The sequence below is a fragment of the Buttiauxella sp. JUb87 genome (assembly GCF_004361975.1).
In the GTDB taxonomy this organism is placed as follows: Bacteria; Pseudomonadota; Gammaproteobacteria; order Enterobacterales; family Enterobacteriaceae; genus Buttiauxella; species Buttiauxella ferragutiae.
In genome coordinates this window covers 1,700,245-1,713,966 of record NZ_SNVY01000001.1, presented here as the reverse complement: position 1 = coordinate 1,713,966, position 13,722 = coordinate 1,700,245, and the positions used below count along the sequence as shown (strand labels likewise).

The window sequence follows — 13,722 nt, the reverse complement described above, 5'->3', positions numbered from 1 at the left end:
AACTATATTGCGTGAGCATTAAGCGTTTTAAGCCGCGATGAGTTCCCTACACTGCAAACATATCCTATTTAACTGTTTAATGTTTACTGGAGATGCGAAATGTACGGAGCCGTTAACGTCTGGCAAGAGACTATTGCTTTACCCACCTGGACCACCGGTGCGGAAGACCCGAATCCGATGTTTTTAGAAAACCGTGTCTATCAGGGATCTTCAGGCGCTGTTTATCCTTACGGTGTGATTGACACTCTCACCGGCAAGCGTGAGATGCGTGATTACAAAGCCGTGTGGATTGAAAACGATTTTATCAGGGTCATGCTGCTCCCGGAGTTGGGTGGCCGTATTCACCGTGCTTATGACAAAGTGATGGAGCGTGATTTCGTTTACTACAACGAAGTGGTGAAACCCGCGCTGGTGGGATTAGTGGGGCCGTGGATCTCCGGCGGCATTGAATTTAACTGGCCGCAGCACCACCGCCCAACCACCTTTATGCCGGTGGATGTGACTTTCCAGCAACATGAAAACGGCGCACAAATGGTGTGGCTCGGTGAAGTGGAGCCGATGCGCGGTTTGCAGGTAATGACCGGCTTTACGCTCTATCCGCAAAAAGCGCTGATTGAAATCACCGGCAAAGTATTTAACGGCAACGCCACTCCGCGCCATTTCTTGTGGTGGGCGAACCCGGCGGTGAAAGGGGGCGATGAGCACCAAAGCGTGTTCCCGCCAGATGTCACGGCAGTATTCGACCACGGCAAACGCGACGTATCGGCCTTCCCGATTGCCCACGGCACTTACTATAAAGTCGACTATTCCGCAGGCGTGGATATCTCACGCTACAGAAACATTCCCGTTCCAACGTCGTACATGGCGGATAAATCGGATTACGATTTTGTCGGCGCATACCATCACGGTGAACAAGGCGGCCTGTTGCACATCGCCGATCACCATGTTTCACCGGGTAAGAAGCAGTGGACATGGGGCAATTGCGATTTCGGCCAGGCCTGGGATCGTAATCTGACGGATGAAAATGGCCCATACATTGAACTGATGACCGGGGTGTTCACCGACAATCAGCCAGATTTCACCTGGATTGCGCCGTATGAAGAAAAAATCTTCGTGCAGAATTTCCTGCCGTATAGCCAGCTTGGTACGTTGCAGAATGCCAACACCCAGGCGGCAATTAAACTGGAGCGCCACAATGGCGAACTCCGTCTTGGTGTTTATGCCATCGCGCCGCTGACAGGCGCCACGCTTGAAATTGAATCGGCTGGCAGCCTGTTTTGGAAAACAGCGCTGACGCTGCAACCGGCGCAGGCGTGGCAGGAAACTCTCGCAGACAGCTGGCCGCAACGCCTGACCCTGAATTTGCGAGATGCGCAGGGCAAGCTGATTCTCACTTATTGCGAACATGTTGCAGAAGACTTGCCGCTGCCACAGCCCGCCTGCGTTCCTGCCAAACTGCAAGAAATTACTAACTGCGACGAGTTGTATTTTATCGGCCAGCATCTGGAGCAGTATCTGCACGCCAGTCGTTCGGCATTCGATTACTACCAGCGTGCGCTGGCGTTAGATCCCGAAGATTACCGCTGCAACGTGGCATTAGGGCAGCTTGAATTTAACCGTGCGAACTGGGCGCTTGCTGAGCAGTTGGCAGATGCGGCACTGAAACGCGCCCATCGCCTGAACAAGAACCCGCAAAACGGCGACGCCAGCATGTTACGCGGTGCGGCAAAAGAGAAGCAGGGCGACTTTGCAGGCGCGTTTGATGATTACTTCAAAGCGAGCTGGAGTGGCAACTGCCGTGATGCGGCTTTTTATGCCCTGGCGCGCCTGGCGCTGCGCAAAGGCGATGACGCCCAGGCGCTGGCGTTTGTGAATCAAAGTCTGAAATTTAATGGCAGTAATAACCTGGCGATGGGGCTAAAAGCCCTGCTGTTACAGCAAACGGGTGCCGTAAAACAGGCACAACAGTGGATTGACCAGCAGCTTGAAGAATATCCGCTGAGCTACGTGCTGCATTACGCCCGTTGGGCCAGCACGCAAAACGAAACTGATAAAGCAGAACTGCTGCGAGTCACCGGACGGCGCGGGATCAACGCCAGTGTTCTGGCGGGGTGGCTGGTGAGTTTGGGTCAGGAAACGGCGGCCAAAAAAGTGTTGAGCGTTCTCGATGCCCAGGAAGCGATGCCGCTGTTGTGGCAAGCCGCTCTGGAAACTGACCACGCACAACAACTGGCTTTGGTGAAACAGGCGCAGCAATTCTTTGCTCGCAAAGTGCGTTTCCCCAACACGCTGGATGAAGTGCAAATGCTGCAACGCTTGCCGCACGATGGCTTCGCGCAATATCTGCTGGGTTGTTTCTGGTACAGCAAACGTCGTTATGGCGAAGCTGTCGCCTGCTGGGAGTTTGCGGCGCAGCAGTTGCCTGAATTTGGCGCGGTGCAGCGTGTGCTGGGCATTCATGCGTGGAATAAACAACACAATGCGCAAGTGGCGGAACAGTATCTGCAACATGCGGTTGAACTTGAACCGGAAAACGCCCGCTTCCTGTTTGAACTCGACTATCTGCAAAAACTCACTGGCCGCTCAACCGAGCAGCGGCTCGCATTCCTTGCAGTACGTCGCGATGTGGTCCTCAAACGCGATGATCTGACCGCTGAATTACTCAGCTTGTGGAACATTCATGGTGAAACTGACGCGGCAGCCCAGGTGTTGGCGCAGCGTAAATTCCATCCGTGGGAAGGCGGGGAGGGCAAAGTCACCGGGCAGTATCTGATTAACCTGCAACGCCGGGCGCTGAACGCGATTGCTAATAAGCAGTATGGCAAAGCGGAAGAACTGCTACAGCAGGCGCTGAGCTATCCCGAAAACCTTGGTGAAGGGCGCTTAGTCGGCCAGAGCGATAACGATATCTGGTATCTGCTCGGCTGGTGTGCACAGCAACTTCAACAATCGGAGCGTGCGCAGCGCTATTTCGAACGCGCGCTGGAAGGGGGGGCCACTCTGGAAGCCGGGCGCTACTACAACGATCAGCCGGTCGATTACCTGTTCTATCAAGCGATGGCGTTAAGCCGTATCGGTGACAAAAACCAGGCCGAGGTGCAATTCCGCAGCTTTATTGCCTGGGCGGATGAACATTTTAACCACCATTCTGAGCCTGATTTCTTCGCCGTCTCGCTACCTGATCTGGTCGCGCTGGATGCCGATCGTCAATCTGCACATCAACAGCACTGCCTGTTTGTCGCCGCCCTTGGGCATCTTGGACTGGAGGAATATCCCGAGTTTGAATCAGCACTGAAAGCCTTGCTGTCGCAAAACCCGGCTCACGATAAAGCTCATTTATTGCAGCTTGCGGTGCAGCGCGGTGTGTTTGCCTGAGCGTTGAAATAACAATAAACGGCGGGAGAACAATCCCGCTCCTCTGTATCTCTACAAGATTTTATTGAGGAAACAACATGATTAATGCACCGACACAATTACGCATGGGGTATGTCTGGACTATCTGCCTGGTCGCCGCCTGCGGAGGTTTGCTGTTTGGTTATGACTGGGTGGTGATTGGTGGGGCGAAACCGTTCTACGAAGCCTATTTTTCGATTACCGATCCGGCTCAATCTGGCTGGGCGATGAGTTCTGCCCTGGCTGGATGCATTTTTGGCGCATTGATTTCTGGCTGGAGTGCGGACAAATTCGGGCGCAAAGTCCCGCTGATTATGTCGGCTATCCTGTTTAGTGCCTCGGCCTGGGGTACGGCGATGGCCAGCAACTTCGATATGTTTGTGGTGTTTCGTATCGTTGGCGGTGTGGGCATCGGCCTGGCTTCAGCGTTAAGTCCGATGTACATCGCAGAAGTCAGTCCGGCGGAAAAACGCGGCAAGTTTGTTGCCATCAACCAGTTAACTATCGTGGTGGGCGTGCTGGCGGCTCAGTTGATTAACCTGATGATTGCCGAACCGGTGACCTCAACCGCGACCATGCAGCAAATCACTGAAAGCTGGAATGGGCAAGTCGGTTGGCGCTGGATGTTTGGTGCGGAACTGGTTCCCGCGCTGGCGTTTTTAGTGCTGATGTTCTTTGTACCTGAATCACCGCGCTGGCTGGCTCGCGCCGGTAAAAATGAACGTGCTCACCAGATGCTCAAACGCATTGGTAACCAGAAATATGCCGATGAAACGCTCAATGACATTCTGCAAACTCTGAACAAAGACACGCAAAAAGTTTCCTGGAGTGCGTTGTGGCAGCCACAGGTCAAACCGATCATTATCATCGGTATGGTGCTGGCGGTGTTCCAGCAGTGGTGCGGCATTAACGTAATATTCAATTATGCGCAGGAAATTTTTGCCTCTGCCGGGTTTGATATTAACAGCACGTTGAAATCCATTGTGGCGACCGGTTTGGTTAACCTGATCTTCACCCTGGCCGCATTGCCGCTGGTGGACAAAATTGGTCGTCGCAAACTGATGTTGTTTGGCGCAGCGGGTTTAACCATTATTTATGCGTTAATCGGCGCGGCATATGGCCTGGGTATTATGGGGTTGCCGGTGTTGATTCTGGTTCTGGCGGCGATTGCGATTTATGCACTGACGCTGGCACCGGTGACCTGGGTGCTGCTTTCAGAGATTTTCCCGAACCGTGTGCGAGGACTTGCGATGTCTATAGGGACGCTGGCCTTGTGGGTGGCGTGTTTCCTGTTGACCTACACCTTCCCATTATTGAATGCGGGGCTGGGGGCGGCGGGGAGTTTCCTGCTGTACGGTGTGATTTGCGCAGCTGGCTTTATCTACGTGCGCCGTTATGTGCCTGAAACCAAAGGTGTCAGCCTTGAAGCGCTGGAAAAACGCATGGCGGACCAATACGGCGCAGAAGCGAAAGCGCGTGCGCAAAGAACGGCGCATTAAACTATGGAAACCTTATTACTCGAAAATGAATTTCTGCGTTTAACCGTCGCCCCGCAAGGGGCGGCAATTCTCAGTCTGGATTCTCTGGAACATCAGCAGGCGATTTTGTATGGCGGTGAAAAAGCCTTGTTCCCGATGTTGCCGCTGGCAAACCGGGTCGCCGGGAATAGTTTTACCCTTCATGGCGAGAAAATCGAACTGCCGCAAAGCCCGGCGGATAAGCAATTCTTTCTGCATGGCGACGGCTGGCTGAAAGACTGGCAGGTCGAAAAGCATGATGTTTTGCAACTCGTCCTTACCCTTGAAAGTCAGTATGACTGCGGGTTTGACTATCACGCCCGGCTGATTTACCGGCTAGAAGGAAAACGCTTTATTGCTGAGTTGGAATTGACTCACCAGGCCAACAAACCGATGGTTTATGGCCTCGGCTTTCACCCCTTTTTCCATCTTACGCCTGCTACGCAAGTGCAGTTTTCTGCCACTGGATTCTGGCCGGAGGGTGCTAATCATTTACCGCAGCAATGGTGTGGCGAATTGACGCCGCAAACCAATTTCATCAGCCCGAAAACCCCGGACAACCAGTGGCTGAATGTCGGCTATTCCGGCTGGAGCGGTAGTGCGTTGATTGAAACGGGCGAGATGCGTGTGCAGTTAAAATGCGCCACGCCGTACTTGATGGTATTCCGCATGGCCGACGAGCCGTTTATTTGCCTGGAACCGCAAAGCCACCCGGTGAATGCCCACAATATGGCTGGGCTTCCGGGGCTGGTTTTGCTGGCAAACCAGCAATCAACGGCGTTAACCATGGAGATTGCGCTTTTGTAGATCAGAAACTGTAGCCCATTTTTAAATAGATGCCCTGGTTGTCATCTTTACCCATCGCGTACTCGAGATTGACGACAATCCCCGCTTCGGGTTTAAGCAAATACTGGACGCCTGCGCCCCACGCCGGGTACAGGTTTTCACTGTCGCCACAGTTGAGTTGCTCACCGCTGGTGGAGTCGCCATAAAGACAGGCGGTACCGGCAAATACCGTTGCGGTCCAGCGTTCTGCCAGTTTGTAACGCTCTTCAATCTCGATGGAAGACATGTGCTGAGCGAGGTATTCACCGGGCGTGTAACCACGAATATAAACCGGGGAATAGGCGCCAGCTGGCGCATCGTTGGAAAACTGGTGGCGGCTGCGCACGGCAAAGACGTTGCCATCGCCGTGTTGCCAGTAACCACGGTAATCGACGCGCCAGATATCAAAGTCTTGTTCGCCGCCCAACGCTTCCCGATACGCCATGTTATTAACGTTGAGATACCAGCCTTTGGTGGCTTTAAAATCGCTGTCGCGGGAGTCGTGCATGATGACCGCACCCACACCGCCGGACTTGTAACCGACCAGCCCCATTTCATCGAGGATTTCGCTCGACGAAGGATCTTGCCCTTGCAACTCATAGTTGGAATAGGCACCTTGCGCACCGATGAACCAGTCGCCCTCGACACGATACAGGTAGCGCAAAAAAGCGAAACTGTAGTTGTCGTTGGTACTTAGCGGCTGGCCGGATCCCAAATAGTTTTCGTAGTCGTTGTTAATATCACCGACCATCATGCCACCCAGAATACGGTGGTGATCTTCACCAAACGACGTTTTGGCAAAGGCGTTGGCAATCAGTGATTGCGAAGTGGTGTATTTGGCTGACACCCCGAACATCGAAGGGCGCGATTTTTCATCGAAGCGGTGCATATAGGCCACCATCCCACCCGCGGCAGTATCGAGTTTTGGGCTGGAGCTGAATAGCGGAACAAACAACCACGGCGATGGCGTCTCTTTTTTGGCTTCAGCAGAGGATGGCTCAGCGGCAGTAGCCGGTAACGTGAGCATCGACAAAGTCAGGATTAAGCCCCTGAAAAGGGTAGTGTTAGACATGAATACAATGAACTTTTGATTCGAATTTACGGTGCGTGATTTTAATGGAATGAGTATCCGTTAGAGTTAAGCGTTTCATCCAAAAATAAATTACACAGTTAAATCCGATACATAGATCATAACAATATAGTTCATGTGTGTTATTAGTCTGTTAATGATTGCTTGCAAGCCTGTCGGTGCTCGGCGACACTAACGCCGTCCAAAACGGGAGGGATCATGGTTTTGCATTCAACGCGCTGGCTGGCGCTCAGTTATTTTACCTACTTCTTTAGTTACGGGATTTTCCTGCCATTCTGGAGTGTCTGGCTTGCCGGAGTCGGTCTGCCTCCAGAAACTATCGGTTTGTTGCTTGGGGCCGGTTTAATCGCCCGTTTCCTCGGCAGTTTGCTGTTGGCACCTCGTGTGACCGATCCTTCCCGGCTGATTTTTGCCCTGCGTCTTCTTGCCTTACTGACACTGCTATTTGCCGTGGCTTTCTGGTTTGGGCAAACCGCCACCTGGCTGCTGGTGGTGATGGTCGGCTTTAACCTGTTTTTCTCACCGCTGGTGCCGCTTACCGATGCGCTTGCTGGAACCTGGCAGCGACAAATCACCATGGATTACGGGCGCGTGCGCTTGTGGGGCTCGCTGGCATTTGTGATTGGTTCGGCGATGACCGGCAAACTGGTGAGCGTGTTTAGCTATCAGGCGATTCTTGTACTGCTGAGTATTGGTGTCGCGTCGATGCTTGTCGGCATGCTGCTGCGCCCATCGGTGATGCCGCAAGGTGAAACCCGCCATAGCGAAGGCGCGGGTTGGCCTGCGTGGAAGAAACTGGTGCTCGGTTCCTGGCGCTTCCTTGCCTGCGTGACGTTATTACAAGGTGCGCACGCGGCATATTACGGGTTCAGTGCAATTTACTGGCAAGGCGCGGGATATTCCGCCTCGGTGGTTGGCTATTTATGGTCGCTGGGGGTCGTGGCAGAAATTGTAGTTTTCGCACTCAGCAAAAAGTTGTTCCGCAACTGGAGCGCGCGCGATTTGCTGCTGCTTTCGGGGATTACCGGGATTCTACGCTGGAGCCTGATGGCGTACACGACCGAGTTGCCGTGGCTGATTGCCGCGCAAATCCTGCACTGTGGCAGTTTCACCGTCTGCCATTTGGCGGCAATGCGTTATATCTCCGCGCGTGAAGGCAACGAAGTTATCCGTTTGCAGGCGGTCTATTCTGCCGTGGCGATGGGCGGGGGTATCGCGATTATGACGATGTTCTCCGGCTACCTTTATCAGCACATGCAGGGCGATGTATTCTGGATTATGGCGCTGGTGGCCGTACCTGCACTATTCATACGACCGCGCCCCATCGCGTATTGTGTTAACACTCAATAATCTTACGGATCTGCTGCTGCTGGTGTTCGCCCAGCGGCAGCGTGACGTGAATCAGCGGCGGGGAAAAGAGCGGTAACGAAGTGGAATAGGGCGTAATCACCAGCACCACTTCTTTCGGCGCTCCCTCTTTCTGATAGCTGTGAATGGTCAGATGTTTAATATTGAGCGGCAGCAAGGTCAATTCGCGAAGCTGCTGTTCAATATTCTGCTCAAGTTCCATATTGTTGCCGGTCAGCAGTAAAACCTGCTTCTCATGTAAGTCATTTTCCTGCATTAACCACGCCCCAAAAATTACCGCCACCAGACCGACTTCTTCGTCAGAAAAACGCATTTCAAAATGCGCTTCAAAGTCGCGGAACACTTCGCGCGTGGTGCGCATTAACCGCGGATATAAACGAGTAATTTCTTCAGGCAGGCTGTTATCGATGCCGATACCGTACTGGCAGCGATCCAGTGCCTGAGCAAGATGAATATACAACTGGTCGCTCAGGCCTTGTTCATCACTAAACGACATTCCCCCCTGCTCACGAAAACGCGTAATCATCCCGCAAATTGCGGTACGCAGGCGTAAGTCTTGCTGATGGTTATCGCGAATCGGATCGGGAGTGCGCAGTAACTGGAATAACAACGCCAGGAATAGCTGCTCGTTTTCATTGGCCGATTGCATCACCCGGCGCTTCCAGTGGCGGGCAATTTCAAGCGCGGCCAGATACTCCGGGCGCATTTGCGTCCATATCCGTTGTTGCTCGGTGAATTCAGGCGTTATTCCCGCATGATGCTGATGCAGGCAGTACTGCAAAAATAGCGTTAAAAACTGCACATCACGACTATCAAATTGACGTTGCAAGCGTCGTGAGCACAGACCAATCAGTGCCTGGAGATTCTTTTCATCGTATAGCGCGGTCAAAATCCCTTGTTGTTTAAGCTGGATTTTGAGCGCTGGGGTAAAATGTTGTTGCACAAAGTGTGGGCTTAATCGTAGCGCACGGCGTAACCAGTGCAGTAAGCACAGACGACGGTCTAAAGGCGTACCCTCAATCCGGTAGCTACCATCCTGTTGTGTGATAAGCCTCAGCCGGTGATAGCGCTGGATTTCATCCCCCGTGTCGGCTATATCTTGCAGGGCTTTAGTCCCATCAACCCCGTTGAGTCTGGCGAGGATCTCTGGAGTCACGGTGTATCCCGGTAAGTAAAGCAACAAAAGTAGGTGGCAGCGACGCTGCGGACTGGAGAGTACAGATGGTGGAGAGGAGAGCAGTGTCATCATCCGCATTACCAAATCAAAGTTGATTAATGCTAAGCGTAGCTAAAGCTTTTATCGCACAGAGTCACATTTGAGCTTTTTAATTACGGAATTTTGACTGGCTCACAGAATTTTAAGCTTGAGAGAATAATGAGCAGGAAAATGTGTAACAGAGTTGTTCTTTTTGCCTTAGGTACGGCGCTTTTTAGCCCGTTAGCATTGGCCCATCCGCACAGCTTTATTACGCTTGTGACCACGGTTATAACCAAAGATGACCAGCTAACGGGTCTGAAAATGCAGTGGACAATGGATGAAATTACTTCAGCAGATCTACTGTATGACGCCGGTGACGCAAAGCCTGATTCACCGGTCTGGAAGAAGCTCGCCGCCGAAGTGATGGCCAATGTTTTAGGGCAACATTACTTCACTGAATTCTGGCACAACGGCCAAAAAGTGACGTTTAACAATTTACCACCCGAGTACGGGCTGGCACGGGTAGGGCATCAGGCAGTGTTAACCTTTGTTTTACCGCTGGCACATCCGCAGCCGTTAAAAGGGCAAACATACCAATTCGCGACCTTCGACCCGAGCTATTTTGTCGATATGAGTTACGACCGTCCTGAAGATGCCAAAGTGCCGAAAACATTAGCCGCACTTTGCAAAATCTCGGTCAAAACACCGCAACCGACTGAAGATATGCAGGCGTTTGCCTTGTCGTTAGATAAAGCCGATGCGCCACCAGAAGATATGGAACTCGGTAAACAATTTGCTCAACAGGTTACGTTGCAATGTCAGTAATTCCTTCAGCTCGATCCTCTTCACGCCGCTGGATACAACTGTGGCCGCTGGCTCTTTTCCTGCTTGTCTGTGCGGTTGGGCTGTACAGCCTGTGGCACTACTGGCCGCAAATTATCCTTAATAGTGCAATTTGGCAGAAAGCAATTAACCAACAAATGAGCGCACTTTTGCGTGAGGTTGCCGAAAACCCGGAGCGAGCGGGTTGGTCATTACTGTCGTTTAGCCTGGTTTACGGTGTGCTGCACGCGTTAGGGCCGGGGCATGGCAAAGTGGTGATCGCCACTTGGCTTGCCACCCATCCTTCGCGTTTGAAAAGCAGCCTGAAACTGACTTTTGCCGCTGCCTTAATGCAGGGAGGCGTGGCTATTGCGTTGGTAACGGTGGTGCTGGGGATTCTGGAATTGCCATCACGGGAACTGCATACGAGCAGTTTCTGGTTGGAGAAAAGCAGTTATTTGCTGGTGGGGATTTTAGGCTTGATGTTGTGTGGCCGCGCCTTACGAAATTTACACCGTGTTTTGCGAAAACCGAAGCGCTTTACCTCGTTCACGCCGCATCATGTTCACGACGAAAAATGTGGTTGTGGCCATCAGCATTTGCCGACAGAAAAACAGCTTGATGCAGGAGAGGACTGGCGTGCCCGCGTGATGATTGTGCTGTCGATGGGGATGCGCCCGTGTTCCGGTGCCATCATGGTGCTGCTGTTTAGTAAAGTCATTGGCGTGTATAGCTGGGGAATGTTGTCGGCATTGACGATGGCTGCCGGGACATCAATTACGATTTCTGGGCTGGCGTTTCTGGTACACGGTTTCCGTCAGCTTGCGGTGCGAGTGAGTGGTAACAAAGCCCCGGTTTTATGGCGACAAGTAGCCTGGGCGACACTGGCGTTAGCGGGCGGTGGGATTTTAGTTTTAGCTGCGGCGGTGATGTGGCTGAGTGCTCAACCGGTAATGCGCGGGATACGACCGTTTTAGTCCTTGATTAAAACAACCCTCACCCCGGCCCTCTCCCTGAGGGCGAGGGGGAAAACCGAACAGTCTCCTCCCCGAGGGGGAAACCGGACAGTCTCTTCCCCGAGGGGGAAAACCGGACATTCTCCTCCCCGAAGGGGGAAACCGAACAGTCCCCTCTCCTGGGGGAGAGGGTTAGGGTGAGGGCTTTAAAGATTAACGCTTCAGCGCTTCGCTCAATTCATCACGCATTGTTGCCAGCATGGCTTTAACAACACGTGGATTACCTGCAACGATGTTGCCGCTGGTCAGGTGGTTATGGCCGCCGGTGAAATCACATACCAGGCTACCAGATTCGCGAGCAATCAGTTCACCTGCTGCGAAATCCCACGGCTTCAGGCCAATCTCGAAGAAACCATCAACGCGGCCAGCCGCAACGTATGCCAGATCCAGTGCAGCAGAACCGGTACGACGGAAGTCAGCACACTGCGTGAACAGTTTGGCAACAATGTTGATATATGGAGTGGCGTGTTGCTTCAGTTTGAATGGGAAGCCGGTTGCCAGAATAGTGCCGTCAAGATCGCGTGCATTGCTGCCGCGCAGACGGTAACCGTTCAGCTGTGCGCCTTGACCGCGAACGGCTGTGAACAGCTCATTACGCATTGGGTCATAAACCACAGCAACTTCGGTGCGGCCTTTAACACGAACAGCAATAGAAACAGAGAAGTGTGGCAAACGTTTGATGAAGTTTGAAGTGCCATCCAGAGGATCGATAACCCATTGCACATCCTGCTCGGTACCCGCCAGTTCGCCTGATTCTTCAGCGATAATGGTGTGTTGCGGGTAGGATTTGCGGATAATTTCGATAATCAGGCGCTCGGCCTCTTTATCTACGTTAGTCACAAAATCGTTGCTGCCTTTCTGGCTCGCTTCTACAGCGTCAGGGGTTTCGTAGTTCTTGGCAATTAAATTGCCCGCCTTGCGCGCAGCGCGCACGGCGATGGTGAGCATCGGATGCATCGGTCTCTCTCTGGATGTTAAAGAACGGGAAAACGCGGCGGAGTATAGCAGAGCGTTCGGAATATGTCCCAGGGTTATGATAGGATATCGCGATAATCTTTTCAGGCTATGAGTCAATAATGCTGCAAAACGTACGTATAGTGCTGGTTGAAACCTCCCATACCGGCAACATGGGCTCTGTAGCCCGTGCGATGAAAACCATGGGGCTGACCAATCTTTGGCTGGTCAATCCGCTGGTTAAACCTGACTCTCAAGCTATTGCGCTTGCTGCGGGTGCCAGTGATGTTATCGGTGAAGCTAAAATTGTCGATACCCTTGATGAAGCGTTGGCTGGCTGTACTCTGGTGGTTGGCACCAGTGCGCGTTCGCGTACATTGCCGTGGCCGATGCTCGATCCACGCGAATGTGGTTTAAAGAGTATTTCTGAAGCGCAACATGCGCCAGTCGCCATTGTTTTTGGCCGCGAGCGTGTAGGCTTAACCAATGACGAATTGCAGAAATGCCACTACCACGTGGCGATTCAGGCAAACCCGGAATATAGCTCGCTGAACCTGGCGATGGCGGTGCAGATCCTGGCTTATGAAATTCGTATCGCCTGGCTTGCGACTCAAGAAGAAGGCAAAGAAGCGGTCGTTGTTGAAGACGAAACACAGTACCCGGCGGTTGACGATCTCGAGCGTTTTTATGGTCACCTGGAACAAGTGTTGCTGAAAACTGGCTTTATTCGCGCAACACATCCTGGCCAGATTATGAGTAAGTTGCGCCGCCTGTATACTCGTGCACGCCCGGAAATTCAAGAACTTAACATCCTGCGCGGCATGCTTTCTTCTATTGATAACGAGAAAAAACACGGCAAATAATACTTGAGTAAATTACTAGGTTAAATAGTTGACCAATTTACTCGGGAATGTCAGACTTGCGACCTGCTATGTGACAATCACATTTATAAAAAACCCCCGGTTCGAGGGGCGATTTGAGGTTATGTAAGACATGAGACTGACATCGAAAGGACGTTATGCCGTGACCGCAATGCTTGACGTTGCGTTGAACTCCGAATCAGGCCCGGTACCGTTGGCTGATATTTCTGAACGTCAGGGAATCTCTCTCTCCTACCTGGAGCAGTTATTCTCCCGTCTGCGTAAAAATGGCCTGGTTGCCAGCGTACGTGGTCCAGGCGGCGGTTATCTGCTGGGTAAAGAAGCAAACAGCATTGCAGTCGGCGAAGTGATTAGTGCCGTCGATGAATCTGTAGATGCTACGCGTTGCGCGGGCAAAGGTGGTTGTCAGGGCGGCGATAAGTGCCTGACTCACGCACTGTGGCGCGATCTGAGTGACCGTCTGACCGGTTTTCTGAATAACATCACCTTGGGTGAGCTGGTGAATAACCAGGAAGTGCTGGACGTCTCTGGCCGTCAGCATAATGAAAACCATCGCAGTACGCGCTCTCAAGACGCAATCGACGTCAAACTGCGCGCCTAATTTACCCATCATATTTCGGGTTGCAACTGTGTTGGCCGCACTTGTTCACCCCAGTCA

General features: G+C 52.4%; 11 protein-coding genes. 8 read left to right on the top strand and 3 right to left on the bottom strand.

The features are described from left to right. Window positions 1-99: 99 nt before the first annotated feature. The 3 genes from EC843_RS08040 (at window position 100) to EC843_RS08030 (ending at window position 5,717) form a co-directional block, all read left to right on the top strand. A complete protein-coding gene (locus tag EC843_RS08040; RefSeq protein WP_133522026.1) occupies window positions 100-3,375 on the top strand; it encodes a DUF5107 domain-containing protein in 3,276 nt (1,091 codons plus the stop codon). 77 nt (window positions 3,376-3,452) lie between these two features. Beyond that, entirely contained in the window at window positions 3,453-4,892 is a 1,440-nt protein-coding gene (locus tag EC843_RS08035) for a sugar porter family MFS transporter (protein ID WP_064544408.1), read from the top strand. A gap of 3 nt (window positions 4,893-4,895) precedes the next feature. Then, window positions 4,896-5,717 carry an aldose 1-epimerase gene (locus tag EC843_RS08030; protein WP_064544410.1) on the top strand — a complete coding sequence of 274 codons (822 nt, stop codon included), beginning with the start codon at window positions 4,896-4,898 and terminating at the stop codon, window positions 5,715-5,717. Between the two features lies 1 nt (window position 5,718). Here the strand turns inward: EC843_RS08030 and EC843_RS08025 are convergent, their stop codons facing one another. After that, window positions 5,719-6,807, bottom strand: a complete 1,089-nt coding sequence (locus EC843_RS08025) for a hypothetical protein (RefSeq protein ID WP_133522025.1) — start codon at window positions 6,805-6,807, stop codon at window positions 5,719-5,721. 216 nt (window positions 6,808-7,023) lie between these two features. Here EC843_RS08025 and EC843_RS08020 point away from each other — a divergent pair, with 216 nt between their 5' ends. Next, entirely contained in the window at window positions 7,024-8,175 is a 1,152-nt protein-coding gene (locus tag EC843_RS08020) for a 3-phenylpropionate MFS transporter (RefSeq protein ID WP_133522024.1), read from the top strand. Here the strand turns inward: EC843_RS08020 and csiE are convergent. Then, window positions 8,162-9,442, bottom strand: a complete 1,281-nt coding sequence (gene csiE / locus EC843_RS08015) for a stationary phase inducible protein CsiE (protein ID WP_133522023.1) — start codon at window positions 9,440-9,442, stop codon at window positions 8,162-8,164. The two genes, EC843_RS08020 and csiE, sit on opposite strands and share 14 nt — an antisense overlap. Before the next feature lie 138 nt (window positions 9,443-9,580). Here csiE and EC843_RS08010 point away from each other — a divergent pair, with 138 nt between their 5' ends. After that, complete coding sequence (locus tag EC843_RS08010; protein ID WP_232886323.1) at window positions 9,581-10,216, top strand: DUF1007 family protein; 636 nt, start codon at window positions 9,581-9,583, stop codon at window positions 10,214-10,216. Then, window positions 10,207-11,190 (top strand): nickel/cobalt transporter, encoded by a 984-nt coding sequence (locus EC843_RS08005; protein WP_133522022.1) that lies wholly within the window; start codon window positions 10,207-10,209, stop codon window positions 11,188-11,190. Before EC843_RS08010 ends, EC843_RS08005 begins: the two co-directional genes overlap by 10 nt. Window positions 11,191-11,382: 192 nt before the next feature. Here the strand turns inward: EC843_RS08005 and suhB are convergent, their stop codons facing one another. Continuing rightward, complete coding sequence (gene suhB, locus EC843_RS08000) at window positions 11,383-12,186, bottom strand: inositol-1-monophosphatase (protein ID WP_064544422.1); 804 nt, start codon at window positions 12,184-12,186, stop codon at window positions 11,383-11,385. 119 nt (window positions 12,187-12,305) lie between these two features. On the opposite strand from suhB, the gene trmJ reads away from it, so the two are divergent. Together trmJ and iscR are read left to right on the top strand one after the other, a co-directional pair. Further along, entirely contained in the window at window positions 12,306-13,046 is a 741-nt protein-coding gene (trmJ, locus tag EC843_RS07995; RefSeq protein ID WP_133522021.1) for a tRNA (cytosine(32)/uridine(32)-2'-O)-methyltransferase TrmJ, read from the top strand. Window positions 13,047-13,176: 130 nt separating this feature from the next. Next, on the top strand, window positions 13,177-13,665 hold the full coding sequence (gene iscR, locus EC843_RS07990; protein ID WP_064544427.1) for a Fe-S cluster assembly transcriptional regulator IscR: 489 nt from the start codon (window positions 13,177-13,179) through the stop codon (window positions 13,663-13,665). Window positions 13,666-13,722: the final 57 nt, after the last annotated feature.